General features: G+C 61.5%; 23 protein-coding genes. 17 read left to right on the forward strand and 6 right to left on the reverse strand.

What is annotated here, in order from left to right; all coding sequences use genetic code 11:
- Positions 1-147: 147 nt before the first annotated feature.
- Both KHO30_RS04485 and KHO30_RS04490 read right to left on the reverse strand, forming a co-directional pair.
- Entirely contained in the window at positions 148-1,260 is a 1,113-nt protein-coding gene (locus KHO30_RS04485) for a porin (RefSeq protein WP_244863938.1), read from the reverse strand.
- Between the two features lie 123 nt (positions 1,261-1,383).
- Positions 1,384-2,592, reverse strand: coding sequence for an aspartate transaminase (locus KHO30_RS04490; protein WP_211700160.1), 1,209 nt, complete (start codon positions 2,590-2,592; stop codon positions 1,384-1,386).
- A 275-nt stretch (positions 2,593-2,867) separates the two neighbouring features.
- Between KHO30_RS04490 and nac the strand changes: the two genes are divergently transcribed.
- The 15 genes from nac to KHO30_RS04565 all read left to right on the forward strand — a co-directional run bounded on the left by nac (position 2,868) and on the right by KHO30_RS04565 (position 15,902).
- Positions 2,868-3,794 (forward strand): nitrogen assimilation transcriptional regulator NAC, encoded by a 927-nt coding sequence (gene nac, locus KHO30_RS04495; RefSeq protein WP_054033557.1) that lies wholly within the window; start codon positions 2,868-2,870, stop codon positions 3,792-3,794.
- A gap of 224 nt (positions 3,795-4,018) precedes the next feature.
- Positions 4,019-4,516, forward strand: a complete 498-nt coding sequence (accB, locus tag KHO30_RS04500; protein ID WP_211700161.1) for an acetyl-CoA carboxylase biotin carboxyl carrier protein — start codon at positions 4,019-4,021, stop codon at positions 4,514-4,516.
- 6 nt (positions 4,517-4,522) lie between these two features.
- The gene (accC, locus tag KHO30_RS04505; RefSeq protein WP_200619682.1) at positions 4,523-5,875 is read left to right on the forward strand and encodes an acetyl-CoA carboxylase biotin carboxylase subunit; all 1,353 of its coding nucleotides are present in this window, start codon (positions 4,523-4,525) and stop codon (positions 5,873-5,875) included.
- Positions 5,876-5,958: 83 nt separating this feature from the next.
- The gene (gene pxpB, locus KHO30_RS04510) at positions 5,959-6,630 is read left to right on the forward strand and encodes a 5-oxoprolinase subunit PxpB (protein WP_234486745.1); all 672 of its coding nucleotides are present in this window, start codon (positions 5,959-5,961) and stop codon (positions 6,628-6,630) included.
- Complete coding sequence (locus KHO30_RS04515; RefSeq protein ID WP_200619684.1) at positions 6,627-7,634, forward strand: 5-oxoprolinase subunit C family protein; 1,008 nt, start codon at positions 6,627-6,629, stop codon at positions 7,632-7,634. Before pxpB ends, KHO30_RS04515 begins: the two co-directional genes overlap by 4 nt.
- A gap of 3 nt (positions 7,635-7,637) precedes the next feature.
- Complete coding sequence (locus tag KHO30_RS04520; protein WP_211700162.1) at positions 7,638-8,108, forward strand: acetyl-CoA carboxylase biotin carboxyl carrier protein; 471 nt, start codon at positions 7,638-7,640, stop codon at positions 8,106-8,108.
- A gap of 85 nt (positions 8,109-8,193) precedes the next feature.
- Complete coding sequence (locus tag KHO30_RS04525; protein ID WP_211700163.1) at positions 8,194-8,961, forward strand: LamB/YcsF family protein; 768 nt, start codon at positions 8,194-8,196, stop codon at positions 8,959-8,961.
- Between the two features lie 172 nt (positions 8,962-9,133).
- Positions 9,134-9,892 (forward strand): SDR family oxidoreductase, encoded by a 759-nt coding sequence (locus KHO30_RS04530; protein ID WP_054033544.1) that lies wholly within the window; start codon positions 9,134-9,136, stop codon positions 9,890-9,892.
- Positions 9,893-9,924: 32 nt separating this feature from the next.
- Complete coding sequence (locus KHO30_RS04535; protein WP_211700164.1) at positions 9,925-10,935, forward strand: 2-hydroxyacid dehydrogenase; 1,011 nt, start codon at positions 9,925-9,927, stop codon at positions 10,933-10,935.
- 349 nt (positions 10,936-11,284) lie between these two features.
- Positions 11,285-11,986 (forward strand): amino acid ABC transporter permease, encoded by a 702-nt coding sequence (locus KHO30_RS04540; RefSeq protein WP_054033540.1) that lies wholly within the window; start codon positions 11,285-11,287, stop codon positions 11,984-11,986.
- A gap of 1 nt (position 11,987) precedes the next feature.
- On the forward strand, positions 11,988-12,737 hold the full coding sequence (locus KHO30_RS04545; protein ID WP_154559404.1) for an amino acid ABC transporter permease: 750 nt from the start codon (positions 11,988-11,990) through the stop codon (positions 12,735-12,737).
- Positions 12,738-12,764: 27 nt separating this feature from the next.
- Positions 12,765-13,493 carry an amino acid ABC transporter ATP-binding protein gene (locus KHO30_RS04550; RefSeq protein WP_211700165.1) on the forward strand — a complete coding sequence of 243 codons (729 nt, stop codon included), beginning with the start codon at positions 12,765-12,767 and terminating at the stop codon, positions 13,491-13,493.
- Between the two features lie 127 nt (positions 13,494-13,620).
- Positions 13,621-14,469: a transporter substrate-binding domain-containing protein gene (locus KHO30_RS04555; RefSeq protein WP_093641600.1), complete on the forward strand. Its 849-nt coding sequence runs from the start codon at positions 13,621-13,623 to the stop codon at positions 14,467-14,469.
- A 118-nt stretch (positions 14,470-14,587) separates the two neighbouring features.
- The gene (locus KHO30_RS04560) at positions 14,588-15,127 is read left to right on the forward strand and encodes a gluconokinase (RefSeq protein WP_244863939.1); all 540 of its coding nucleotides are present in this window, start codon (positions 14,588-14,590) and stop codon (positions 15,125-15,127) included.
- Positions 15,128-15,146: 19 nt separating this feature from the next.
- Complete coding sequence (locus KHO30_RS04565; protein ID WP_211700975.1) at positions 15,147-15,902, forward strand: glucose 1-dehydrogenase; 756 nt, start codon at positions 15,147-15,149, stop codon at positions 15,900-15,902.
- A gap of 38 nt (positions 15,903-15,940) precedes the next feature.
- On the opposite strand, the gene eno is transcribed toward KHO30_RS04565, so the two are convergent.
- Positions 15,941-17,245 (reverse strand): phosphopyruvate hydratase, encoded by a 1,305-nt coding sequence (gene eno / locus KHO30_RS04570; RefSeq protein ID WP_211700166.1) that lies wholly within the window; start codon positions 17,243-17,245, stop codon positions 15,941-15,943.
- Between the two features lie 134 nt (positions 17,246-17,379).
- Here eno and KHO30_RS04575 point away from each other — a divergent pair, with 134 nt between their 5' ends.
- Positions 17,380-18,249 carry a LysR substrate-binding domain-containing protein gene (locus tag KHO30_RS04575; protein ID WP_211700167.1) on the forward strand — a complete coding sequence of 290 codons (870 nt, stop codon included), beginning with the start codon at positions 17,380-17,382 and terminating at the stop codon, positions 18,247-18,249.
- Positions 18,250-18,289: 40 nt separating this feature from the next.
- Here the strand turns inward: KHO30_RS04575 and KHO30_RS04580 are convergent, their stop codons facing one another.
- Positions 18,290-20,521, reverse strand: coding sequence for a SulP family inorganic anion transporter (locus KHO30_RS04580; protein WP_280531428.1), 2,232 nt, complete (start codon positions 20,519-20,521; stop codon positions 18,290-18,292).
- Between the two features lie 204 nt (positions 20,522-20,725).
- Between KHO30_RS04580 and KHO30_RS04585 the strand changes: the two genes are divergently transcribed.
- Positions 20,726-24,064, forward strand: a complete 3,339-nt coding sequence (locus tag KHO30_RS04585) for an adenylate/guanylate cyclase domain-containing protein (protein ID WP_244863940.1) — start codon at positions 20,726-20,728, stop codon at positions 24,062-24,064.
- Between the two features lie 125 nt (positions 24,065-24,189).
- On the opposite strand, the gene cuyB is transcribed toward KHO30_RS04585, so the two are convergent.
- Both cuyB and KHO30_RS04595 read right to left on the reverse strand, forming a co-directional pair.
- Entirely contained in the window at positions 24,190-25,668 is a 1,479-nt protein-coding gene (cuyB, locus tag KHO30_RS04590) for a cysteate racemase (RefSeq protein ID WP_211700169.1), read from the reverse strand.
- A complete protein-coding gene (locus KHO30_RS04595) occupies positions 25,665-26,954 on the reverse strand; it encodes a dicarboxylate/amino acid:cation symporter (RefSeq protein WP_211700170.1) in 1,290 nt (429 codons plus the stop codon). The genes cuyB and KHO30_RS04595 overlap by 4 nt, the downstream gene beginning before the upstream one ends.
- Positions 26,955-26,982: the final 28 nt, after the last annotated feature.

Raw genomic sequence — 26,982 nt, forward strand, 5'->3', positions numbered from 1 at the left:
TTATGGATGCCCATTCGAGCGCCCTGGGCATGTTCTCGATCACATTGTTGACGATCGGGACAAGACTTCGCGTCCCGATGTCGTTCGGCCGTTGGAGAAGTCTGCCGGCGTCGGGCGACACCGAACAGACGTGCCACACTGCAAACCTTAGAACTTGTGACGCAGACCGATCGTGGCTTCGAACAGCGAGTTGAAGCCGTAGAACGGCTGATTCGAGCCGGAGGCGGCGGCGAGGGTCGTCCATGCGCCGGTCAGGTGGTTGTAGTCCACGCCGACATAGACGTCGGTGCGCTTGCTGAGGAAATAGTCGAACGTCGGACCGGTCGTGATACGCGTGCCGCTCTGTCCTGCGTGATGGACGAAGTCGATGTAGAACGGCAGATCGAGCACGAGTGACGGCGTGATGAAGTACTGGACCGCGGTGGAGAAGGAGTCGTTGCGATAGTCAGCCGGATAGACGTGACTGTAGATATACGAGCCGAACACCTTCGCCGCGCCGAACTTATACGTTGCGCCCGCGGTGAAGATCTTTTGCGAGCTGTCCGGAATCGTCACGCCGAAGTACGTGCTGCCATAGGTGCTGGTCGCAGGCGTCAGGCCGCCAATATCGTTGACGATCTGATAGGCCGCGCCAACGCTCAAGGGGCCGTGGTCGTAAGAAAGGCTGACGGCCGGCGACGAGTTCTGGTGAGTATTTCCCGCTACACCGCCAAACGTATACGAGCCCTTGAGGGTAAAACCGGCAAGCGTCGGCGAGGTATATCGCACGGAATTGTCCAGACGGCCGCCGCCCGTCAGACCGGCGCCCTGAAAGCCGACCGTGCCGGTGTAATTGGCGAACGCATAGATATCGTGCGTCCAGCCCATTTCATGCACCAGCGTGTATTGCCGGCCCATCGTCAACGTACCGTAGGACGCGCTGCTCAGGCCCACCAGCGCGGTGCGGCCGAACAGGCGGGCGGTGCCGGACGGCGTGGATTGCTGCGTCACGCCGGTATTCGGTGTAAAGCCGCCTTCGAGCTGGAAGATCGCGGACAAGCCGCCACCGAGATCCTCGGTGCCCTGCAGACCCCAGCGGCTACCCTGAATCTCGCCGCCGCTACCCATCGTGAAAAGCTTCCCGCCGGATTTGTTCTGGTGGGTGTCATAGCGCACCGCTTCGTCGATGATGCCGTACAGGGTGACGCTCGACTGCGCGTGCGCGATCCCAGAAACTGCCAGTCCTAATCCAGTTAGTATGCCTAATGTATGCTTTTTCACGAGTAGATCCCCTTGCAGATTGACGAAAAATGGAAAACTCCAAACCGACTGCCACGTCCTCTCGGCGCGGCATGTCTTTTTTACAAAGCGACGACGCGACGTATTCACGTCGTCGCCGTACTCTCAGTTCAGTGCGGCGACCGCGGCGGCAATCTTCCGGCAGCCCTCATCGATAATGTCGATGCTTGTCGCGATCGACATCCGGAAGAAAGGGGAAACGCCATACGCTGATCCGGCAACCAGTGCGACGCCGGCGTGCTCAAGCAGATACAGAACGACATCCACGTCGCCCTCGATGCGCTTGCCTTGCGGCGTGGTGCGGCCGATCATGCCGCCGCAATTGACATACAGATAGAAAGCGCCGCCTGGCGTTTTGCAACTGATGCCGGGAATCGCGTTCAGCGCTTCGAGTGCGTGGTCGCGGCGTTCTTTGTAAGTCCGCACCGATTGCCGCACGAATGTCTGGTCGCCGTTCAGCGCCGCGAGCGCTGCGGCCTGGCTGATCGAACTGGCGTTGCTGGTGGATTGGGACTGGAGCGTGTCCATGGCCGCGATCAGGTCAGCGGGGCCGGCGGCGTAGCCGATGCGCCAGCCGGTCATCGCGTAGGTCTTGGACACGCCGTTGACAACCAGGGTGCGCGAGCTGAGTTCGGGTTCAATCGACAAGAGGTGCTCTGATGCCTCGCCTTCGAACCGGATGTGTTCGTAGATGTCGTCCATCATCACCAGCACCTGGGGGTGGCGCAACAGCACATCCGCCAACGCGCGCAGTTCTGCGGCGCTATACGTTGCGCCCGTGGGATTGGTCGGCGAATTGATGATCAGCCAGCGCGTGTTGGGCGTAATCGCCGCTTCGAGGGTGGCGGGCGTGAGCTTGAAACTGTCTGCTTCGGTGCAGGGCACGACGACCGGCACGCCGTCACAGGCGAGCACCATGTCCGGGTAGGACACCCAGTAGGGAGCGGGAATCAGGACTTCATTGCCGGCTTCAACGGTGATGGCGAGCGCGTTGAAGATCGCGTGTTTGGCGCCGCACGTCACGATGATGTGTTTGGGATCGTACGAAAGGCCGTTCTCGCGTTGCAGTTTCGCCGCGATGGCGGCGCGCAGCGCCGGTGTGCCCGCGGTTTGCGTATAGCGCGTTTCGCCGCGTTCCATCGCGTCGAAAGCGGCCTGGCGAATGTGCGCGGGCGTGTCGAAATCGGGTTCGCCAACCACGAGGTTGACGATGGTCTTCCCCTGCCGCCGCAGTTCCGCGGCCCGGTCCGCCGCGGCGCTGCTCGGCGAAGGTTTGATTCGTTGGACGCGGGCGGCAATTCGCGATGCACTCACACTTGACTCCTCAACGGCATTTGATGAGGCTTCACCTTAAGCGCGCGAAAAAGTTCAAGCCAAGACGTCTTTCCGCTGGCGCAATAACATCCACTTATGACAGGACGGTACGCGTACGCGTCCGGCATATACCCATTGGGGTCCATGCGGGAATACGCTGACAGGCCACGCTTTTAGCGTTGCAGAAGCGGGAGTGAGGTTTTTTTAAGCACTGTGCGCGGGGCGGCGCTTGCCCTATCATTGTTGCCATCACTTAACGTTGAGACGCGACTACCGTGAACCTGCGGCGTTTGAAGTACTTCGTGAAGATCGTCGATATCGGCAGCCTGACGCAGGCCGCCGAAGTGCTTCATATCGCCCAGCCGGCGCTGAGCCAGCAGTTGATCACGCTCGAAGACGAGTTCCAGCAGCAGCTGCTCGTGCGCACCAAGCGGGGCGTCACGGCCACTGAGGCGGGCGCCACACTGTATCGCCACGCGCAGTTGATCCTGCGCCAGTACGAACAGGCTCAGGCCGACGTGAAGAGCGCCGGCCAGACGCTGTCAGGCCAGGTTTCGGTAGGGCTTGCGCCCGGCACCGGCGCGTCGGCGCTGTCGCTGCCGCTGTTGCGGACCGTGCGCGCCCGCCATCCGGACATCCTGCTCTACATCAACGAGAATTTCGGCACGACGCTCAGCGAGCTGATCATGAACGGGCGTATGGACATGGCTGTGCTGTATGGCGATAAGCCCGTCCATGGCCTGTCGTTCCAGCTTCTGATGAACGAGGAATTGTTCCTCGTGGCGCCGCGCAGCATGGGGATCACGCAGGAACAGATCGCCGTGACGGCGTTGCGCGACGTGCCTTTGCTGCTGCCGCGTCCATACAACTATCTGCGCAAGTACGTCGACGAGGGTTTCGCGCGCGTGCAGATGATCCCCAAGGTCGTGGCCGAAATCGAATCCGCGTCGACGTTGTCGGCCGCCGTGAGCGCCGGGATCGGTGCGACCATCCTGCCCGATTCCACAGCACGGGTCGTGGCCGCGGCGGGCGACGTCGTGCAATGCCGGATCGTTTCACCCGTCATCAAGATTCCGCTTTCGGTCTGTCTGTCCGACCATTTGCCGCTTTCCGAGCCCGCCGCGGCCGTCAAGGATATCTTGCTGGAACTGGCCGGCGACCTTGCGCTCGACGTGCGTTTCGAGTCCGGCGCCGATACATAAGCGCGCCTTATCGCTACAAAGCCAAACCCTCTTGGCGCATTTTTTATGCGCCGGATACATTGAGTCCATCGTCGATCGCCTCGGCTCGCAGTGAGCCGGCGCGACGAGGCTAGCCGTCACGCGGGCGGGGCAACCGGAGATTGAATCGGGTTGCCGTACAGCCCCAGCGGTGCTTCGCGCACGCCAATCGACCGGCGCGCGTCCAACCGGCTACGGACTCAAAGATGGATCTCCAGAAGATTAAGGCGCTTATCGACCTGTTGGCGGACTCTCCGCTGGCCAAGCTCGAAGTCATCGAGGGCGAGGAACGGGTCAAGCTTGTAAAGGCGAAACGGCGCGGCAAGCGGGCTGAGGCGCCCTCGGGCGATGAACGTGTAGCCGTGACGTCCACCTCGGGGACGCAAGGGAGCCAAGGGGCTCAAGCGCCGCTCGCCGAGCCAGCGCAATCCGTCGACGCTCCCAATGCAGCCCCCGCAACTGCCAGCGAGCCGCAATTCGTTCGTGCGCCCATGTTCGGTGTCGTTCATCTGACGCCGGCGCCGGGCGAAGCGCCCTTCGTGAATACCGGCGACACGATCAAGGAAGGGCAGGTGCTCTGCACGATCGAGGCAATGAAGATGTTCAACGCGATCGAGTCCGAACTCAGCGGCGCCGTGCTGGAGATTCTTGTGGCTCCGGGCAGCGAAGTGGAATCCGGGCAGCCGCTGTTCCGGATCGGCTGATCGACCATGTTCAACAAAGTACTGATTGCCAACCGCGGCGAGATCGCGCTTCGAATCCAGCGCGCCTGCCGTGAACTCGGTCTGAAAACCGTCGCCGTCCATTCCGAGGCAGACGCCGATGCGCGCTATGTGCGGCTCGCCGACGAGGCGCTGTGCATCGGTCCCGCCGCGCCGGGACAGAGCTATCTGAACCGGGCCGCGATCCTGTTCGCGGCGCACGTGAGTGGCGCGCAAGCGGTTCACCCCGGCTACGGCTTCCTGTCGGAAAACGCGGATTTTGCCGCGCAGGTCGAGGCTGCCGGCATGGCCTTCATCGGTCCCGAGCCCGACTCCATCCGAACGATGGGCGACAAGGTCGCCGCCAAACGGGCCATGCGCGCTGCCGGCGTGCCCTGCGTGCCGGGCCCGGACGGCGGTCTGCCGGACGACCCCACGGAGATTCTGCGGGTCGCGCAGGAGATCGGCTATCCGGTGATCGTCAAGGCGGCGGGCGGCGGAGGCGGGCGAGGCATGCGCGTCGTGCCGGGACCCGAGCAGTTGCTAGAAGCCGTGTCGGTGACGCGCGAAGAAGCACGCCGCGCCTTCGGCAAGCCCGAACTCTATGTCGAGAAGTTTCTCGAGCATCCGCGTCACGTCGAAATTCAGGTGTTGTGCGATACGCACGGCAATGCCCTCTGGCTCGGTTCGCGCGACTGTTCGCTGCAACGGCGGCATCAGAAGGTCCTCGAAGAGGCGCCCGCACCCGGCATCGACCCAGAATTGATCCGGCAAGTGGGCGAGCGCTGCGTCGAGGCCTGCCGGCAGACGAATTACCGTGGCGCCGGCACTTTCGAATTCCTGTTCGAGAACGGCCAGTTCTACTTCATCGAAATGAATACGCGGCTGCAGGTCGAGCATCCCGTGACGGAAATGACCTCGGGCGTCGACATCGTGCGGGAACAGATCCGGATCGCCCAAGGGCACGCGTTGACGATTCGTCAGCCGGACATTCGCACGCTTGGTCATTCGCTGGAATGCCGGATCAACGCTGAGGACCCGTTCACCTTCGCCCCATGTCCGGGGAAGATTTCCGTTTGGGAACTGCCGGGTGGCAACGGCGTGCGGGTGGACTCGCACATGAGTGGCGGCGCGGTCGTGCCGCCGTATTACGACTCGCTGATCGCCAAGGTGATCACCCACGGCGCAACCCGTGAAGAGGCGCTGGCGCGCATGCGCATCGCGCTCTCGGAGATGCGCATCGAAGGCATTCGCACCAACGTACCATTGCATCAGGCCATGCTCGAGGACGAAGGGTTCGGTGAGGGCGGCGTCGATATTCATCATCTGGAGCGTTGGCTCGCAAAGAGGAAACAGACATGACGCTGACTGTTGAGCATGCGTCGATTGCGCACGGGGATGTAGTCGAACGGCTGCGTCCGGATTCACAGAGGACTGTCCTTGCAATGAAACAGGATGAATCGGAGCAGGCGCTTTGCATCAGCATGCTGGGTACGACTGCCATGCTGTTCGAAGCGCCGGGTGCGCTCGATCTGCATGCGCAGCGCCGCATCTGGACACTCGCCCGCGAGGTCGAATCATGGCTTGGCGTGCGTGAAGCGGTGCCCGGCGTGACCAATCTGATGCTGACGTTTTCCACGCCGCCCGAAGACCCGGACTCGCTCGGCGCCGCGTTGCGCGACGCGTGGGCCGCGGCGGGCGAGTTGCAGATCGAAGGGCGGGTGGTGGACTTGCCGGTGGAGTACGGCGGCGAGTTCGGGCCGCATCTGCAAGACGTGGTGAATCACACAGGACTCTCTATCGATGAGGTCGTGCAATTGCACTGCGCGCCGCTCTACACGGTCTATGCGCTCGGCAGCCATCCGGGGTACTGCTATCTGGGCGGCATGGACCCGCGTATCGCCACGCCGCGGCGCAAGGTGCCGGTGCTGGGCTTGCCTGGCGGCGCGGTGTCGATCGGTGGCGTGCAGACCGGGGTCTCGGCATCGACGGGACCGAGCGGCTGGAACACGATCGGTCATACATCGATGTCGTTCTTCGACCCCACGCGCGATAACCCGGCCACGCTCGCACCTGGCGACATGATCCGTTTTCGCGTCGAAAGGATTGTTTCATGATCGAGATCTTGTCTTCGTCCGCGCTCGCGACGGTGCAGGACCAGGGGCGTGAAGGCTACCTGCGCTACGGCGTCGGAACGGCCGGCGCGATGGATCGGTTGGCGCTCGCGGTCGGTAATCTGTTGCTCGGCAATCCGGACGACGCGGCCGGCATCGAAATTCCGATGTTTCCCTTCCGCATCCGCTTCCTTGAAGATCTTTCGTTCGCCATCACCGGTGCCGATTGTTCGGCGCGCCTGGGCGACCGGCCGGTGCTGCCGTGGTGGACCGTGCATGCGAAACAGGGCGACGTGCTGACAATTGGCGTGCCGACCAGTGGCACGCGCTGTTACCTGTCGCTCGCGGGTGGCGTGGACGTACCGGTGGTGCTTGGCTCACGCAGTACGCAATTGCGCGGCCAGTTCGGCGGCTTCAACGGTCGTCAGTTGCAGAAGGGTGATGTGGTGAAGGCAGTGGGTCTCGCCGAGCGCGTCGTGCCGCAAGATGCTGTGCTCGCCGCGGGATTCGGCACGGTGCCGCCGGAGTACTCGTTGCCCGCACCGCTGTCCCTGCCTGCAGCCGACGCTGGCGAAACTGTGGTGCGCGTGTTGCCCGCCGCGGAATACGACTGCTACGAGCCGGAATCGCTCGAAGCGTTCTGGCGCGATGGGTGGAAGGTGACGCCGCAGAGCGATCGCTATGGATATCGCCTCGCAGGTCCCACCCTGGTCGCGACGCATTCGATCGAAAAGCGCTCGCACGGCATCGTGCCGGGCGTGATCCAGGTGCCGCATAGCGGCCAGCCGATCATTCAGTTGCGGGATGCGCAGCCCTCGGGTGGCTATCCGAAGATCGGCACCGTGATCGAAGCCGATTTGTGGCGGCTCGCGCAGGCGCGTATTGGTACGAAGATTCGCTTTGCTCAGACGACGTACGCGGAAGCCGTCACGGCGCTGGAAGAACTGGACAGTTATCTCGTCAGGGTGCGCAATCTCGTTGCACTGTTTTGCCCTTCCCGACACTGACACATGACACAAAAAATCGAAGTGGATATCGGCGAGCTTCGGCAGATCACGTCGTGGCTTGCAGAAGTCGATATCGAGTTCATCGAAATCAGCAAGCCCGGGGCGACGGTTCGGTTGACGATGGAGCAGGCGCCTTGCTCGATCGGTGCGGATGCGCCGGCGTCGGCGCAGGCGGTTTCGGCTGTGGTTCCTGGCGGACTCGCGTGCGCAGCGGACACGGCGCAGACGCAGGCCGTCAGCATCACCGCAAAGTCGGCCGGCATCTTTCTGTCGACGCATCCGGCGCGCTCAACGCCTTTGGTCAACGCGGGCGATCACGTCAAACCGGGCGACATTGTCGGCCTGCTGCAGATCGCGCAATTGTGCGTGCCTGTGGTCGCGTCAGCGGATGGCATGGTTATGCGCTTGTGCGTCGCGCATGGCGCAACGGTCGGTTACGGAACGCCCTTGCTCGAACTCTCGCCGTCGGCGTAGACGCATATCGATAGATAGACACTGAGCCGGTGTGGTCCGTTGCGGATAGCCCGGCACAGACCGCTTAAAGAATGGAGAGTGGATAGTGGAAATCGACCTGAACGCGGACCTGGGCGAAGGCTTTGGACCCTATCAAATGGGCGAAGACGAAGCGATGCTCGATATCGTCTCGTCCGCCAACGTCGCATGCGGCTATCACGCGGGCGACCCCGTCATCATGGACAAGACGGTGCGGATGGCTCTCGCGCGCCAGATCGACGTCGGCGCGCATGTCGGCTTTCCCGACATGATGGGCTTCGGCCGGCGGCAGATTCAGGCGGACCCGCTTGAACTGGCGAATTACGTCGTGTATCAGATGGGCGCGCTGGCGGGCATCGCGAAGCGGGCCGGACATCGCGTCACGCACATGAGCTTTCACGGCGCACTGGGCAACATGGCTGCAGCATCGTATGAACTGGCTGAACCGTTGGTGCGGGCGCTCGCCGAATTCGATCGCGATCTGATCATCAGCGTTTCGACGAACACGGAAATCGAACGGGCTGCCGATCACATCGGGATGCGTACGGCCAATACGTTTCTCGCCGACCGTGCCTACGACGATCAGGGTGCGCTCGTCTCGCGCAAGCTGGAAGGCGCGGTCATCAAGGACCGCGCGGCCGTCCTGGCACGTGTCAAGGAACTGCTCGAAGACGGCACGATCACGACGATCACGGGCAACAAGCTCAAGATCGCCGTCCAATCGATCCTGCTGCACGGCGATACGCCGGGTGCGGTCGAACTCGCGCGCACGGTACGCGGCGTGATCGAATCGGCGGGTGGGCGCGTCGTGCCGGTGTCGAAGCTCATACGCTAGGCGCGAGCGGGCCAACCTGCACCGGTCAGCTCGAATTGACCAACCATAAGCCAGTCTTATCGCCACAAAGCCAATCCGTCTTTGCCCCGCGTTTTCACGGCGTATACATTGGTAACAGGCTTATCGCACGCCTCAAAGGGCGACAGTTCAGAACTATAGATAGAGGTCATTCATGCCGTTTTCAGACTACAAGACCGCGCTGGTGACGGGCGCTTCGACCGGAATGGGCGCTGCGATCGTCGAGCGCTTCTGCCGTGAAGGACTCGAAGTGCATGCGCTCGCTCGCAACGCGGAACGTCTGAATGAGCTGGCGGAACGAACCGGTTGCATCCCGCACGCGATCGACGTGTGCGATCTGCCGGCCGTCACGAAGCTGACGCAGGACGTGCAGTTCGATATCGTCGTGAATAACGCCGGCATATCGACGAAAGGTTCGATTCTGGATGCCGCTGCCGCAGACATCGACCTTCAAGTGGAAGTCAACCTGCAAGCCGTTCTGCATATCGTGCGGCTCACCATGCCGGGTATGGTTGCCCGCGATCGCGGTCACATCGTCAACATCAGCTCGATCGCAGGGATCTACAACTTCAACGGCAACTCCATTTACTCCGCGACGAAGGCAGGCATCCATGCGTTGTCGCGCCAGTTGCGAGTGGATGCGACCGGCAGACGCGTACGCGTGACGGAGATCTGTCCGGGCCGTGTCGCCACCGATATTTTTGGCCACGTGCATGGCGACATCGAGGCGGCGCGCAAGCAGTTCATCGACGGCTTCGAGTTGCCGCTGCCGTCCGATATTGCCGACGCCATCGCCTTTGCGATCGCCGCGCCGCTCGCGGTCAACATCAGCAATATGGAAATTCTGCCCACGCTGCAGGTGCCGGGCGGGCTGACGACGATCAAACGCGATCCCGCCGATCACAACGAGTAAGTGCAATCCAGAGTTCAACAAGGAGGTTTTCCATGCGTGCATCGGTACTGGTTACCCGTGCGTCATTTCCGGACATCGTCGATCGCCTGCGTGCGAACTTCGACGTGACCGACAACCCTGACGACACGATCTGGACGCAACCAGAGCTGATTGCCAGGCTGCAAGGCAAGGTTGGGGCCATGACGGCCGGTAGCGACCGCATCGACGCGACCTTGCTCGACGCTTGCCCGCAGTTGAAGGCGGTATGCAATATCGGCGTGGGCTACAACAACGTCGACGTGGAAGCCTGCACTGCACGCGGCGTGCTGGTGACGAATACGCCGGACGTCCTGACGGATACCACCGCCGACTTCGGCTTCGCGTTGATGATGGCAACGGCGCGCCGCATCACCGAGTCGGAACATTTCCTGCGTGCCGGCGAATGGACCAAAACCGGGCGCTACGACATGTTCGTCGGCAACGACGTGCATGGTTCGACGCTCGGTATTCTCGGCATGGGACGTATCGGGCAGGCCATTGCGCGACGTGGTGCATTCGGCTTCGGCATGCGCGTGATCTATCACAATCGCTCGCAACTGGCGCCCGATGTCGAAGAGAGCTGCAAGGCACGCTATGTCGACAAGGAAACGCTGTTGCGCGAGTCGGATCACCTGATCATCGTGGTGCCTTACTCGGCCAGCTCGCATCACGCGATTGGCGCCGCGGAGCTCAAGCAGATGAAATCGTCGGCCACGCTGACCAACATCGCACGCGGCGGCGTAGTGGACGATGCCGCTTTGGCGGTGGCGCTGAACGAAGGCAGCATTGCGGCGGCCGGTCTGGATGTATTCGAAGGTGAACCGGTTATCTGCCCGGCGCTTCTTGCGCAAAAGAATGTGGTGCTCACGCCGCATATCGGCAGTGCGTCTGTCAGCACGCGGCGCGCGATGGCCGCGCTTTGCGCAGACAATTTGATCGCCGCTCTAGGGCACGGCGCAGCGGCCGGCAAGCCGCCGACACCGGTGAACCCGCAGGTACTGGCGCGCCCGACAGCCGCAGCCTGAGCGATGACCGGCGCAGCATGCTGCGCCGGTGTAGTACCGCCGTTGTTTCTCAAGCGTGAGCGCTCCGACAAAGGGGCGCGCCACTGATGATGAGGGGCCCGCAGAGGCGCCGCATACTGGAGACAAACACCATGCACAACCACGCCTGTCGCATTGCCGCACGCCGTTCCGATTCATCATTCCCGAAACTTATTGCACCAGAAGAAAGGCCTCTGCAACAGCCTTTTTTCGCGAGCTAGTATCAATTCAACACGGAAGTCAATGACGGCTTCCGCGGGAATGACGATGGTGCCGAGAGTCGAGTCAGACCGGGATCATCGCTTCGATCCGAATCATTGGGACGTGCAACATGAAACTTCATTTTGACCTGGCGACGGTGCTGCGAGGCGACTATGGGGCGCTGTTTCTCCATGGGATCGAACTCACCCTCGCGATGGCCGCGCTGGCGTGGATACTCTCACTGGTGGTGGGCATTCTTCTCACGCTGATCCGCCTGACCAACAATCGCCTCGCGACGGCGTTTGTCGCATCATTCGTGGCCTACCATCGCAATGTGCCGATGCTGGTCCAAATCCTGTTCTGGTACTTCGGCATTTCGAACATCCTGCCGGAATCGGTGCAGACAGTGCTGAACCACTACAACGGTCAGTTCATTTTTGCGGTCGTGGCGATCGGCCTGTGCAGCGCGGCCTATCTCTCCGAAGATATCCGCAGCGGATTGCGTGCGATTCCCTACGGTCAGTACGAAGCGTCGCGAGCACTGGGTCTGAACTTCCTGAACGTCATGCGTTTCGTCGTGCTTCCGCAAGCGCTGCGCAATGCAATTCCGCCGATGGTCAATCACGCCGTCCTGCTGTTCAAGAACACGAGTCTCGCAATGGCGATCGGCGCGGCGGAACTGACCTATGTCACCCGGCAGATCGAGAACGAAACCTTCCTGTCTTTCGAATCGTATTTCATCGCCACGGCGGTGTATCTCGGCCTCTCCCTCGTCATCATGCTGTGCGGCGCCAAAATCGCGATGCACTACCGCATTCCGGGAGTGAAGTGACATGTTCGATATCCTGCGCGATAACTGGACACTGCTGCTCATCGGGCAGTATCCGCATGGCCCGCTAGGCGGCATCGTACTGACGATCTTGCTGTCGCTTTCAGCGCTCGTCATCGCATTTCCCCTGGGTATCCTGGTCGCCCTGGCCCGCATCAGTCCTTTCCGGTTTCTGCGTGCGCCGGCCACAGGTCTCGTCTACATGGTGCGGGGCATCCCGCTCCTCATGGTGATTTTCTGGGTCTACTTTCTCGTGCCTGTTCTGACCGGCTATCCGGTCACCGGGTTTGTCACGATGCTGTGTGCGCTCGTCATCTATGACTCGGCCTATCTCGGGGAAATCATCCGTGCGGGCATCGAGGGGCTGCCGAAAGGGCAGACCGAGGCCTCGAGAGCGCTCGGCATGAGCTACATGAAGACCATGCGTGCAGTCATCCTGCCGCAGGCGCTTTACAACGTGGTGCCGAGCATGGTCACGCAGTTCGTATCGACGATCAAGGAGACCTCGCTGGGCTACATCATCAACGTCCAGGAAATCTCATTCGCGGCGGATCAGATCAACAACCGGCTGCTGACGAAGCCCTTTCCCGTGTACCTGATTCTCGCCTTGAGTTACTTCGCGCTGTGTTACGCGCTCACACAGCTTGCGCAGTATCTGGAGCGGCGCGTGACGCGCAAGCGGGCCGGTGTCGCATCGAGGACCCAGAAGGCGGCCAACGTTGCGCTGACCGATCCGCTGCCCACCGAGAACTAGGCGCTCAATCACTTCGAGGTATTTCGCATGATCAAGTTTTCCAGCGTCAACAAATGGTACGGCGAATATCACGCTCTCGTGGACGTGAATGCCGAAGTTCGTAAAGGTGAAGTCGTGGTGGTCTGCGGGCCATCAGGATCGGGTAAGTCGACACTGATTCGCACCGTCAACCGGCTCGAGGAGATCAACCGCGGGCAGATCTTCTTCGACGGTCAGAACATTCACGACAAGAAGCTGGGTCTGAATGCTTACCGCAGCCGTGTCGGCTTCGTGTTTCAGCAATTCAACCTGTTTCCGCATCTGTCGGTGCTGGACAACATCACGCTTTCGCCGATGCGAGTGCACGGCCTCAAGCGCGCGGATGCGGAACGTAAAGCAGCTGAATTACTCGCGCGTGTCGGTCTGTCGAACAAGGCCAGTGCGTTTCCGCCGCAATTGTCCGGTGGCCAGCAGCAGCGAGTCGCGATTGCGAGAGCATTGGCGATGGATCCGCCGGCAATGTTGTTCGACGAACCTACCAGCGCGCTCGATCCCGAGATGGTCGGCGAAGTGTTGAACGTGATGAAGAGCCTCGCGCAGGAAGGCATGACGATGATGTGCGTCACGCACGAGATGGGGTTTGCGCGCGAGGTTGCCGATCGCGTCTGGTTTATGGACGCAGGGAAGATTCTCGAAACGGCTGAGCCGGAGGAATTTTTCTTGCGCCCGAAACACGAGCGGGCGCAGCGATTCCTGTCCGATCTTCGCTCGCATTGAGGCAAGCATTGAAGCAAGCAAGGCGGTATGGCCTTCGCGGCACAGATACAGGTTCAGATTCAGATTCGGTTTGACCACCGTTGATCAGCAGTCGATTGCTTTACACATAAACTTCAGGAGCATCACGATGCAGGTAAAGAAGATTTTCGCGGGGATGTTGGTCGTTGGCGGCGCGGTTGCATCGATTGCCCCGGCACATGCTGATCAATTGGCCGATATCAAGGGCCGCGGCGAGTTGAGCTGTGGTGTGTATTCGAACGTTGAGCCGTTCTCGTATCCGAATGCGCAGACGCGCCAGCTCGAAGGCATGGACGTCGACCTGTGCAACGCGGTGGCGAAACAGTTGGGCGTGAAGGCGAAGCTCGAACCGTTGGCTGTCGAGGCGCGCATTCCGCAATTGAAGCTGGGGCGCGTTGACATTGTGGTCGCCAACCTGGCCTACACCAAAACTCGCGCTACGCAGATTGCCTTTAGCGACTCGTACTACTCCACCAAGGAAGTTCTTGTCGTGAAGAAGGCCGATGCTAGCAAGAAGCTGACCGATTTCGCAGGCCAGAAGATCAGCGCTGCCGACGGCTCAACGTCTGCTCAGTCGATTCCAATTTCGATCAAGGATGGCCAGGCGGTGACCTTTCACGATACCAGCTCGGCGTTTCTCGCACTCGAGCAGAACAAGGTCAAAGGCTTCGTGACCAATCAGATGACTGCCACGAAGATCGCGAAGCAGGTGGATGGCACGGACGGCGCGGTGGCGATCGCATCGGAACCGATGCTGATCGAGCCGATCGCGGTTGGCTTGCGCCAGAACGAGCCGGCCATGCTGAGCGCGGTCAACAAGGCCCTGGCTTCGATGGAGCAGAGCGGCGAGATGAGCGGTATCTTCGACAAGTGGCTCGGACCGAAGACGCCTTATGGCCTGACCCGAACCGACAAGGTCACGCCGATCGACCAGCTCAAGTTCACGCCGGTGTCCTAAGGCGGAAAGTGTGTGATGCAGCGGCGCGCTTTCATCCGTGCGCCGCTGCCGGTTGAATGGCCGGCGCGATTCCGTTCTTTGGATCGCATGCCGCGACGACGTAGCTGGATTTTGCAACGTGACACATAAAATAGTGGTGATGGGCGTGTCGGGCTCGGGTAAGTCGACACTTGCACGTGAGTTGGCCGTGGCGCTGCAGGGCGTTTTCATCGAAGGAGACGAGCATCACTCGGCGGAAAGCCGCGACAAGATGTGTCGCGGAATCGCGTTGTGCGACAGTGACCGCGAGCCGTGGCTGGACCGCCTCGCCGAGCTGGTGGATGATACGCATGGAACGGCCGTACTGTCCTGTTCCGCGTTGAGACGTTGCTATCGGGAGCGCATGCGCGCGCGTGTCGCCGGGTTGAGATTCGTGTTTCTCGACATCACCTTGGCCGCAGCGGTTGCACGGGTTTCCAGGCGCATGGATCATGAGTTTCCAGCGACCTTGGTGGCGAATCAATTCGCAACGCTCGAGTCGCCTGTCGGTGAAGAGGGTGTGCTCCATCTTTCCGCTTCGCTGCACAGCGCGTGCGGTCTGAGAGAGGTCATGCAATGGCTGGGCGCGCCGGACGGTGCTGGATGGAAGTCGGACGAATTAGCGTTGAAGAGGAGTTGAGTTGAACAACAATCTGAAGATGTTCGATCTGTCGGGGCGTCGTGCTCTGGTTACCGGGTCGAGTACGGGTATCGGTTATGCGCTGGCCAAAGGATTGGCAGGTGCCGGCGCTGAAGTGATTCTGAATGGCCGCAATGCGACCAGGCTCGCAGAGGCTGTCAGCCGTTTGCGCGATGAGGGCGCGACTGTTCATGCCGCGAGTTTCGATGTGACGTCGGCCACTGAGGTCGATGCTGCGATCGCCGATATCGAACGCGACATCGGTGCGATCGACATTCTCGTCAACAACGCCGGCATGCAACGCCGTGCGCCGCTCGAACAGTTTTCCCATGCTCAATGGGAAGAGCTGATGAAGACCAATGTCGACAGCGTGTTCCTGGTCGGTCAGGCGGTCGCGCGGCACATGATCGCTCGCAAGCGCGGCAAGATCGTCAACATCTGTTCGGTACAAAGCGAACTGGGCCGCCCCAACATCGCGGCCTACACCGCGAGCAAAGGCGCGGTGAAGATGCTGACGAAGGGCATGGCAATCGACTGGGGACAACATGGCATCCAGGTCAATGGACTTGGGCCGGGCTACTTCAAGACGGAGCTAACCGAAGCGCTCGTCAAGGACGAAACGTTCAGCAACTGGCTGATTGGACGCACGCCATCGCGACGCTGGGGCGATGTGGAAGATCTCGTCGGCGCTGCCGTGTTTCTGGCGAGCGACGCGTCGAACTTCGTGAACGGCCATATCCTTTACGTGGATGGCGGCGTGACTGCTACGTTGTAGGGCGTGGATCAGTTTTGACGGTCATGTTGCGCGGCACGTTATGCGACTTGCGTGCCACGCAGCGAGCGAGCCGCGAACGGTGCCGCGCCAGCAAACGTTGCTTGCGAACCCAATTCGCGCTCGATACGGATCAACTGGTTGTATTTTGCGGTTCGGTCCGTGCGAGAAAGCGACCCCGTCTTGATCTGGCCGCAGTTGGTCGCGACGGCGATATCCGCAATGCTAACGTCTTCGGTTTCTCCCGAACGATGTGAAATCACCGCGCTGTAAGAGGCGCGGTGGGCCGCTCTGATGGTGGCCAGCGTTTCGCTGAGCGTGCCGATCTGGTTCATCTTGACGAGTATCGAGTTCCCCATGGATGCGTCAATACCATCCTGAAGCAGCCGTTCGTTGGTGCAGAAGATATCGTCGCCAACGAGCTGGCATTGGCTGCCGAGCCGGGACGTCAGCAATTTCCAGCCGGCGTAATCGTTTTCGGCGACACCATCCTCGATAGAAACGATCGGATACGCGGCCACCAGTCGGGCCAGATAGTCGACTTGTTCTTCGATGCTGCGCTCAGTGCCTTCGCCACGATAGACATAGCGTCCGTCCCTGAAGAACTCGCTGGACGCCGGGTCTATCGCCAGCGCGATATCGACGCCGAGTCTATACCCCGCCTCCTCGACTGCGGCGACAATCAGATCGAGCGCTTCCTCAGCGGTGCGCAACGGAGGGGCGAAGCCGCCTTCATCTCCAACATTCGTATTGAACCCCCCACGCTTGAGCGCGCCACGAAGCGTATGAAAGACCTCGGCCCCCATGCGCACACTGTCGGCAAACGATGTTGCGCCTGTCGGCAAGATCATGAATTCCTGGAAATCGAGCGGATTGTCGGCATGTGCGCCGCCATTGATGATGTTGATCATCGGAACCGGCAGCACAGACGCCTGCACCCCGCCAAGATAACGAAACAGCGAGGTCCGGCTGAACGCGGCCGCGGCGTTCGCTGCGGCCATCGAGCAACCGAGAATCGCGTTTGCGCCGAGACGTTGCTTGTTTTCGGTGCCGTCGAGTTCGATCATGGCTTGATCGATGTCACGTTGGGCCGTGGCGTCCATGCCAATCAGCGTGTCCTGCAGATCGGTGTTGACCGCATTGACTGCCACGCTGACGCCTTTACCCAGATACCGGCCTGAATCGTTGTCCCGCAACTCGACGGCCTCGCGCTCCCCGGTTGAAGCGCCAGACGGCACCGTTGTCCGGCCTTTCGAACCATCGTCCAACGTGATCTCGACTTCAACCGTCGGATTGCCTCGGCTGTCCAGGACTTCGTAACCCACGACCTGCGCGATCCGGCTCATTTTTTAACCTCCTTTACGATAGAAAAACTGTCCGATTTGCTTCCACTGAACGTGAAGATACGCACTCGTGTAGCATTCGAAAACTGAGTTTTATTGCGTGATCGGTCAGTTTTTTTAACGAAGGGATTTTTCAGGTGCGTACACTTCCCCCGCTATCTTTGTTGCGCGCGTTCGAAGCAACGGCCAGAAACGGTTCCGTGACCAAGGCGGCCGAAGAGCTGTTTCGAACCCACGGTGCGGTCAGCCGTCAGTTGAAGCTGCTTCAGGAGCACGTCGGCTCAGCGCTTTTCGACAAGGAAGGCACGGGGTTGAAGCTGAATCAGCACGGGCAGGACCTCTATGTGCTCGTCAGCTCAGTGTTCGAGCAACTCGAGCACGGCTACGCCAGGTTGCAGGCCCAAGTGCAGGGTTCAGGCCTGCATGTGGCATGCAGCGCGACGTTTGCGATGCGTTGGCTGGTGCCGAACCTTGCCGATTTCTATCGCGCGCGTCCGGACATCCGGATCCGCCTGTCCATGACTTCAGCTCGAGAGATCAGGACGGAAGGCGCTGATCTTGTCATTGCGTGGGATCTCACCTCGTATCCGGAGGCGGACCGTGTCCGTGCAATTCCGCTGGCACCTGTCGCTTTCGGGCCTGTATGTACACCGGGTAACAGGCGCTCGGCAGCAAAGGGGACGCGTATCGCGCACGACTTCACATCGAGTGCGTGGACGCATTGGGAGGCACAGACGGGCACCAGAGTTGGAACCGGCGGCCAGATCACGTTTCCCCATACACACCTTTGCATCGAGGCGGCATTGTCCGGTCTGGGCGTGGCGCTCATCGAGAAACGGCTTGTAAGACGGGAGCTGGACGAAGGGCTTCTGGTGGCGCCTTGGGGATTTGTTCAGCTTCCCTTTGGATTGATGGCCTTGCCTGCCGCAGGTCGAACCTCGCCGAAGGATCTCAACGAGTTCATAGCCTGGTTGCGCGCGCGGCTTGAATATAAGGACGCTAGCTAGGGTTGCTGTGCGGATGGTTGCTTTACTTCCAATGGCAATCTCAGTGCGCCGCGCGCAACGCCTCGTCAGCGAGAGCTAGCCGTGACGCCATGACCTTGACGACAAATCGATGAATTTGCTGCGCGGTCTCGGGATCGTCCTGTTCAAGCGCGCGCAACGACTCGAGCGTCAAACGCCGGACACGCGCGGGACCCTCAGCAAGCACGTCCGCGCTGCGCACTTGCCGCGTGTACACCGCCATTTCACCGACGATGGTACCAGGTCCAAACGAACGTAATCTGAAGGACCTGCCGTCCGCAAGCGGCAGTAAGACGGTGACACGCCCGCGCTCGACGAAGTACATGGCGTCCCCTGGCTCACCGTGACGGAACACCGCCTGCCCCGCGTCAAGGTCGCGCACTTCCAGAAGGGCCAGCAGCCTTTCAAGCGCGCACGACGTGAAATGCGGCGCGAGCATCGCCTGGAAATCCTCTTCGCCGCGCGGCAGCGCGCGTGAGTCCGACGCGAGAACTGTGTCTTCAACCCATTCCAGCCCGGCGTCCAGCGTAGCGAACTCGTGAATCCGGAGGTTCAGCGTGCCGGTCTTCAGGAGCAGGTCACGCGAGCGTGCCGGCAGCCCCGTCAACACCAGGTCTGCGTCAAGCGTTGCGCACAGTTGCCTGAGCTTGACGAAGCTGACCGATACCGACGCGTCCAACCCGTTGGTCGAAGCGAAGTCGAGCACGACAAAGCGGACGGGTACCGGCCCGTGCTGGGTTAGCCGTTCGCGCACGCGCTGCAAGATCGAATTGGCGGTGCCGAAGAAGAGGAAGCCCTGCAAACACGTTCCGCACACCTGTGCGCCTAGTTCGTGAAGCCGTCCGGTTGCCTCGATACTGCGCTCGACATTCGATGTGCGGGTGCTGCCATCGAATTCCATCCGAACGCAACTGATGCGTCCGTACAGCAGGGCGAACATCACACAGGCGGCGATGACGCCGGCCACCACGCCCGGGACGACGCCGTAGAACGCAATAGCGCCCAGAATCAGCGGTACCAGCAGATACTCATGCCAGTTGAGCTGGCGATATGCGCCCACTAGCCACTGGATCAACAGGCGTAGTCCCATGAAGAGCTGCAGCCCGACTAGCACCGGCACCGGAAATAGCGCCACCAGGTCCGGCGAGACGGCCAGTACGAACAGACACGCGAGGGAGGCGAATACGCCCGCCATACGGCTTGTCGCACCCGCGCGTGCGTTGAGCATCGATCGGTTGTACGACTGATAGCCGACCATTCCGCCTAACATCCCGCTCGCGATATTGGCGATACCGGCCGCCCGCATTTCGCGGTTCAGATCGATGTCTTCGCCCGTGGCCGCGCCAATTGCCGTCGAATTCATCAGGATCGTGATTGCCGAAATCGACGTGACCATGAGTGTCTCCGGCAAGTGCGCAGCGATGGCCGACCAGTCGACGCTCCCGTGCGCCAGCGATGCCGGCAGATGCAGCTCTGGAATCCGCATCGCGTGCAGCGCCGCGCGCGGAAGCAATAATCCCGTGTTGCGAGCGTCGTCGATCGACAAGCCTTCTGCAAGCAGGAGCACGTAAAACAGTGCGACGCCGAATGCAAGCGTGATCGGCAGCGCCGCAGCGTGTTTCCATGTGCGCGACAGGAGCGTGGCTAACGCGCACACCACCACGGCGGGTGCCCATGCCAGCCAGTTCAGGTGCGTCACCAGCGCCAATGTGTGCCAGTTCAAGGGCTCGCCGGTCACGACCCGAAACGCGCCGGCTAGCAGGAGAAAGCCCGTGCCGGCCAGGAAGCCGCCTACGACCGGATAAGGCAGGAATTGCAGGGAACGGCTGCGCTTCGAAGAACCGACCGCATACAGAATGACGCCTGTCACCACGGAACACAGCGCGATGGCGATCAGCACCGTCAGCAGAATTGTCTGCGGCGTACCGCCATTAGCGCGCACGCTGCTCGCGACGCCGGCCGCCACACCGGCAAGAAACGCCGTCGCGTTGCCGTCGGGTCCGGCGATATTCATGCGCATCGAACTCGTCAAGGCGATCACCAGCGCCGTCACGACGCAACTGATGAAGGCGGTGGGTACGCCAAGCTCGGCGTAACGGGCGAGATCCGCGCTGAAGATCAGGGTGCCCAGGCTCATTGCGTAGCAGAGCATGACCAAGGTCGACACCATGCCGGCCGACAGGTCTCCGACCAGGCCCGTGATGCGTGGCGCGGAGCGGGCAACAGGCGAGGAACCTGTGGTAGCTGGCTTCACGGTGCCTCCCGGTGAGGGCGGATGGAATCTCGCCCGGTAGCCGTTTGCTTCACGCTGGACGTACACTGTATTTTAGGCGGGAAGGACTTGAACACGGAGTACGTTGCGCCAGTCGCAGCGCGGCACCAGGCGGTGCGCCGATTCGTATGATTGTTCGTGCCACGCGGCCCGGTTCGGGCATACGGTTCGACGACCCGCACCGCAATGAGTTGCGACGCAGCATGCGTGTTCGCACACGCACCGGATTGGGCGGCGGTGATGGATATCGATCAGTGGCTGCATGCATTGGGGCTTGAGCAATACGCACCCGCATTTGCCGGGAACGACATCGATCTCGCGATGCTGGCACAGCTCGACGACGCGGACCTGAAAGAGCTCGGCGTCCTCTCGCTCGGCCACCGCAAGCGCCTGCTGGCGGCGATTGCCGAGCAGCGCGGCGCTGCATTGTGCACAGCGCCGCCCGCCGTGAATGCACCCGCCAGCGAGCGCCGGCAAGTCACCATCCTCTTCGCCGATCTGTGTGGTTTCACTGCGCTGTCGCAGACGCTCGATCCTGAAGAATTGCGCGAGTTGACAGGTCGTTACACCGCGCTGGTCGATGGGATCGTCCTCGGTTACGGCGGCACGATCGACAAGCACATCGGCGATGCCGTGATGGCTATCTTCGGTGCACCGCGCGCACACGATACTGATCCGCTGCGCGCGGCGCGTGCCGCGCTGGAGATTCATGAGGCACTTAACGGACTGGGAGAGCAGGGCGCGCCTCCGTTGAGGGCGCATGTGGGCATCGCCAGCGGCGAGGTGGTCGCGGGGCCGCTCGAGCGCGCGGATGTTCAGGACTACACGGTGCTCGGCGACTCCGTGAACCTCGCCGCCCGGCTGGTTGCCGCCGCCGGCCCCGGCGAAACGCTGCTCTCCGATAGCGTGCATCGCGCGCTGGGCGATGGCGTGATGAGCGACGCCGTCGGCGCAATGCGCTTCAAGGGCATCGATTCGCCGGTGCAGGTGTGGCGTCTGCGGGGTCTCGCCTTTGAACCCGTCATGGCGAGCCGCAGCGTGTTTGTCGGCCGCAAGGCTGAACTCGAGCAGTTCAAGGGCGTCGCCCGCACATGTCTCGAGCAGCGAGCCGGCCACGTTGTTTATGTCCGCGGTGAGGCGGGCATCGGCAAGACGCGGCTCGTCGACGAAATGCGCCGTTTCGTCGAAACGCTGGGCTTTGGCGGCCACCGCGGCCTCGTGCTGGATTTCGGCGTGGGCAAAGGCCAAGACCCCATTCGCACCATCGTCGGCAGTCTGCTGGGCCTGCCGCCCGCAGCCGGCTCCGACGAGCGGCGCGCGGCAGCCGAGCGGTTTGCCGCGGCCAGTGCCGTCGGCCCCGATCAGTTGATGTTCCTCCACGACCTCCTCGATCTTGCGCAAACCGGCGAGTGGCGCACGCTGTACAACGCGATGGACAACACCGCCCGGACGCGCGGCAAGCGCACGGTTGCCGCGGCGATCGTGCAGGATGCCTGCCGGCACGGGCCGACCATGATTGTCGTGGAAGACCTTCACTGGGCGGATCCGCAGGTGCTCGGTTACCTGGCCACCTTCGCCGTAGCGATCGCGAACGGCCCGGGCCTGCTGGTGATGACTTCGCGCGTGGACGGCGACCCGCTCGACGCGGCATGGCGGGCAGGTTGCCGCGGCACGCCCTTCGCCACGATCGACCTTGGCCCATTGCGCCGCGACGAGGCTCTGAATCTTGCCGGCAGCTTTATCGATGCGACCGAACGTATTGCGCGTGCCTGCATCGAGCGAGCCGGCGGCAATCCGCTGTTCCTCGAACAGCTCCTGCATAACGCCGAAGAAGGGAGTGAGGAGGCGGTCCCCGCGACGATCCAGAGCCTCGTGCTGGCGCGCATGGACCGGTTGACCGCGCGCGACCGCGAGGCCTTCCAGGCTGCCGCGGTCATCGGGCAGCGCTTTGGCCTCCCCTTGCTGCGGCGGCTGATCGATGCACCGGAGTATGTCTGTCACGGGCTTGTCGCCAACGCACTCGTCTTACCGGAGGGCGAGGATTTTCTGTTTGCTCACGCGCTCATCCAGGAGAGCGCGTACTCGACACTGCTGCGGGCACGCCGGCGCGAGTTGCATCGCCTCGCCGCCGACTGGTTTGCGGCGACGGACCCCGTACTGCGCGCCCAGCATCTCGACCGCGCCGAGGACGAGCGTGCACCGCGGGCCTACCTCGACGCTGCGATCGCACAACGCGCGGCCTACTTTGCCGACGCGGCATTGCGGCTCGTCGAGCGAGGTCTGCAAATCGCGCAAACAGACAGGGATCGCCACGCGCTGATCTGTTTCAGGGGCGAACTCCAGCGAGATCTCGGCGACATCGCCGCATCGATCGCGACGTACCGTGCGGCGGTGGCTGCCGCTCCAGACGAAGCGAGTCTCTGCCAGTCCCAGCTTGGGCTCGCCGAAGGTCTGCGGGTGAGCGAAGGCCTCGCCGAAGCCCTCGCACTGCTCGATGCGGCCCAGCAAGTAGCGCAACGCCTGGATCAGGTACCTGAACTCGCGCGCCTGCATCACCTGCGCGGCAACATCTTCTTTCCGCTCGGCAGGATCGACGATTGTCGTACCGAACATGAGCGCGGGCTCGCCTATGCCCAGCGCCTCGGCGCGCCGGAAGCGGAGGCGCGCGCGCTTGGCGGCCTTGCGGATGCGGCCTACGCGCAAGGGCGCATGCGCACTGCTTTCGAGCACTTCAGCCGGTGCGTTACGCTAAGCCGCGAACACGGCTTCGGCCGCATCGAGGTCGCGAATCGTTCGATGGCGGGCTTTAGCAGGATCTATCTTAACGAGGCACGTCCGGCGCACGAGGACGTCAGCGGCGCTGCACGCACTGCTGCGCTGGTCGGGCAGCCACGTGCACAGATGCTGTGCGAAACGCTGGGTGTCTTTGCAAGCTACGAATTGGGCGACATGCAGGCTACGCTCGCCCATCTCGAGCGCGAGACGCTGATCATCCGTCAACTGGGCGCTCGCCGCTTCGAGGCACAAAATATGGAAATGCGGGCACGCGTGCTGCTCGCGACCGACCATCGGCGTGAGGCCACGGCGTTGTTGCGTGAAGCGCTGGCGCTGTGCCGCGAGGTGGGCACGCAGTTCAGCGCGCCCAAGGCGGTGGGCGCACTGAGCCGTGCCGTCGAGGACGACGGCGAACGCACGCGTCTGCTCGCCGAAGGTGCCGACATGTTGGAGCGCGGCGCGGTGGGTCACAATCATCTGTGGTTCTATCGTGACGCCATCGAAGCGATGCTGTCCGCCGGCGATGCGGCTGGCGCACTGCGCTATGTCGCTGCCCTCGAAAGCTATACACGCGCCGAGCCGCTGCCGTGGGCGGACCTGTTTGTGGCGCGCGGCCGTGTCCTCGTTCGTGCGCAGCAAAACTACGCTGGTGAAGAAACACAGCGCGAACTCGAGCGTGTGCGTGCAGCGCTCGTGGAAGCCGGCTTCAACAGCTATCTGCCTGCTGTGGACGCTGCGCTCGCCGCGTAGCGGCGCGCGCAACTAATCAGAGCTTGCCGGACCACGCTCAAAAGGTTGCCGAGAAGGGCTGCTGAACCTTGCCTGGGTTAGTTGCCGTTTGCTCCATCGGCAATAGCGTGGTCTCCTACAAGGATTTAACAGCGCAAAGAAACAGGGCGTTCCGCAGCCGCTGTCGCGAGAGCCACGCATTGCTGTGCAAGGACATCGGTTGGATCGACAAGACTCACGCGTGCGCCAGTCGTGCCCACGAAACTCGTCTGTGGCAATAAAAGCGGCAACTCGGTACATCCGAGGACGATGACCTCGACGCCCTCCGCTATGAGCCCGTCAATGGCAGCGGCAATGTCGTCGAGGCATTGCCCGGTAGTGAATCCGGCTTTTACCCCTTCCTTGCCGTAGATCGCATCCATCACGCGGGCCTGCAATTCCGCGTTCGGAACGATTTGCCGCAAACCCTGCGATTCGAGGGCCTTTTCATAGACGCCGCTTGCGATCGTGCCGGAGGTGGCCAGCACGCCAACGGAGCGCAGAAGCGGAAACGTTTCGCGCAGATGGCGGACCGTCACCGTCAGCATGTTGACGATCGGTATTCCCAGATACGGTTGAATGCGTTCGACAAATGCGTGAGCGGTGTTACACGGAATCGCGATGAGGTCCGCGTCGCCCGACTCGAGCTTCTTGCAGGTCGCGTAAAGCGAAATAGTCGGGTCGGGCCCGTCACCGATCAGGTTTTCTGTGCGGTCTGGAATCTGCGGATTCTGTTCGATCAGAAGCCTGATATGGTCCTGATCCCGATTCGCCGGCGTATTGCGTACGATCTTCTGCATGAAGTCCACCGTCGCTGCAGGCCCAACTCCACCGACCACGCCCACTTTGAAAATGGATTCGGGCAAACCGTATTCACCCGCGATCACATACTGCGCATACGCAAGATTCGAATCGATCAGCGGTACTCGAAATGAGCCCATTTCCTCCGCCACGAGCGCAATCTCCGTCAGACCCGGCACGATGATTTGTGCGCCTTGCGCGATGAGGTCCTCGCACGCCTCGCGCAGAAGCGCGACGGGCCGGCCAGACAGATTTCCGCTCTTGATGCCGTTCGCGCCGTAGACGGCTTCGGTGATGAGGTCGACACTGTCGCGCGGGCGGGGATGAATGACTTCAAATTCCGGCTCCGCGAAATACTTCTCGAATAACCCCTTTCGATGGGTGTAGTCCGAGGTCAGCACGCCGATTCGCCGTGCAGCCGGAAATTTTCTTCGGACGTGGCTGCGGACGGCTTCCACCATATCGACGATCTGCAAAGGCGAGTTAGCCTTCAATTCGTCGATAAACGTGTGGCTGAGAAAGCAGGGGAGTACGACAGTCGTCACACCCCTCTTCTCGAAACCGCTAATCATGTCGAAAATGTACAGTTTCCGTTGAGTCGTCGCCTCGCTTCCTATGGCCGCGCTTCGGAAGGGATGCTGCTCGAAAATGACATCGACGTGTTCGGCATCGCTCGAGGCGGGCGTCGATTTGACGAGCTTGAAAAAGACATCCGCGCTCGCCAGTGGACCCAGGCCGCCCACCACACCGAATTTTTTCCCGCTCAGCACGTTTGCGCTGATCATTTTGCTTCGCCTTGCAGTTGGCCCAGAACAACGTTGTTCTCTGCGTCGTTCTGCCGGGCAACCCGCTTGGCCTCCCACTTCGCAATCACGGCCGTCGCGATGCTGTTACCGATCACGTTCGTGGCGGTTCGCCCCATATCGAGAATCTGATCGATGGCGAGGATCAACACCACGCCGGACGGCGGCAGATGAAACATCGGGGCAACGGCCGCAACCACCACCACGGAACCTCTTGCGACACCGGCCATTCCCTTGCTGCTCAACATAAGCACCAGCAACATCATGATTTGAGCGCTGAGCGGCATGTCGATGCCGAAGGCTTGCGCGATAAAGATCGCGGCAAACGCCTGGTACATCATCGATCCGTCGAGGTTGAACGCGTAGCCGAGTGGCAAGGTGAAGCCGACGACCTTCTTGTCGATACCGAACTGTTCAAGCTTCTCGGTCAGACGCGGATAAGCAGCTTCACTGCTTGCAGTAGAGAAGGCGAGCATCGCGGGTTCCCGGACCGCTTTCAACAACTTCCAGATCGATTTGCCCAGAAAAACATGACCAACGAGGATGAGCACAGCCCACAGCAGGACGAGACCGAGATAGAAGCTTCCGACGAGCTTGCCGTAGGTGGTCAACACGTCCAGGCCGTGCACCGTAATCGCGGAGGCAAGCGCGCCGAAGACACCAATCGGAGCGAGCCGCATCACATAGTCGGTCAGCTTCAGCATCGCGGGGACGAGTGCATCGATGCCGGCGATCAACGGCGTGACGCGCGGGTCCGTTTTGATGGCACTCAGCACCACACCAAACAGCACGGAAAAGACGAGGATTTGAAGAATGTCATTCCGAGCCATCGCATCGATGATGCTGGAAGGGAACGCGTGCGTGACGAAGTCCTTGAAGTTCAGCCCCGCGGTGTTGAGGCCGGTGGCGACATCGGAACTGGTCTGCGTCATATGCAAGCCGGCGCCGGGCTGCAGCGCGTTCGCCAGGACGAGGCCAAGCGCGAGCGAGAAGAGCGACGCGCACACGAACCATCCCACCGACCTGAAGCCAATTCTGCGCACGTCGCTCGTCCCTTCCATTCCGGCGAGTCCGGACACCAACGTAGCGAAGACGAGCGGCGCGATAATCATCTTCACGAGGCGCAAGAAGATGTCGGTAATGATTGAGAAGTAGCCGGAGATTGTCTTGGCTTCCGCAGCATCGGCTACGGTCCGATGGCACACGTAACCGACAATCACGCCGAGCACCATGCCGACCACAATATAGAACGTTAGGCGGTTTTTCATTTCCATCAGTCCGAGAAGGCGCACAACG

It is taken from the genome of Paraburkholderia aspalathi (assembly GCF_905220735.1).
GTDB classification, from domain to species: Bacteria; Pseudomonadota; Gammaproteobacteria; order Burkholderiales; family Burkholderiaceae; genus Paraburkholderia; species Paraburkholderia aspalathi.

Coding starts and splice junctions, on each gene's coding strand:
- accB (WP_211700161.1), top strand. CDS start 4,019: ATGGATCTCCAGAAGATTAAGGCGCTTATCGACCTGTTGGCGGACTCT.
- accC (WP_200619682.1), top strand. CDS start 4,523: ATGTTCAACAAAGTACTGATTGCCAACCGCGGCGAGATCGCGCTTCGA.
- pxpB (WP_234486745.1), top strand. CDS start 5,959: ATGAAACAGGATGAATCGGAGCAGGCGCTTTGCATCAGCATGCTGGGT.
- KHO30_RS04515 (WP_200619684.1), top strand. CDS start 6,627: ATGATCGAGATCTTGTCTTCGTCCGCGCTCGCGACGGTGCAGGACCAG.
- KHO30_RS04520 (WP_211700162.1), top strand. CDS start 7,638: ATGACACAAAAAATCGAAGTGGATATCGGCGAGCTTCGGCAGATCACG.
- KHO30_RS04530 (WP_054033544.1), top strand. CDS start 9,134: ATGCCGTTTTCAGACTACAAGACCGCGCTGGTGACGGGCGCTTCGACC.
- KHO30_RS04535 (WP_211700164.1), top strand. CDS start 9,925: ATGCGTGCATCGGTACTGGTTACCCGTGCGTCATTTCCGGACATCGTC.
- KHO30_RS04540 (WP_054033540.1), top strand. CDS start 11,285: ATGAAACTTCATTTTGACCTGGCGACGGTGCTGCGAGGCGACTATGGG.
- KHO30_RS04545 (WP_154559404.1), top strand. CDS start 11,988: ATGTTCGATATCCTGCGCGATAACTGGACACTGCTGCTCATCGGGCAG.
- KHO30_RS04550 (WP_211700165.1), top strand. CDS start 12,765: ATGATCAAGTTTTCCAGCGTCAACAAATGGTACGGCGAATATCACGCT.
- KHO30_RS04555 (WP_093641600.1), top strand. CDS start 13,621: ATGCAGGTAAAGAAGATTTTCGCGGGGATGTTGGTCGTTGGCGGCGCG.
- KHO30_RS04565 (WP_211700975.1), top strand. CDS start 15,147: ATGTTCGATCTGTCGGGGCGTCGTGCTCTGGTTACCGGGTCGAGTACG.
- eno (WP_211700166.1), bottom strand. CDS start 17,245: ATGAGCCGGATCGCGCAGGTCGTGGGTTACGAAGTCCTGGACAGCCGA.
- KHO30_RS04585 (WP_244863940.1), top strand. CDS start 20,726: ATGAGTTGCGACGCAGCATGCGTGTTCGCACACGCACCGGATTGGGCG.
- cuyB (WP_211700169.1), bottom strand. CDS start 25,668: ATGATCAGCGCAAACGTGCTGAGCGGGAAAAAATTCGGTGTGGTGGGC.
- KHO30_RS04595 (WP_211700170.1), bottom strand. CDS start 26,954: ATGAAAAACCGCCTAACGTTCTATATTGTGGTCGGCATGGTGCTCGGC.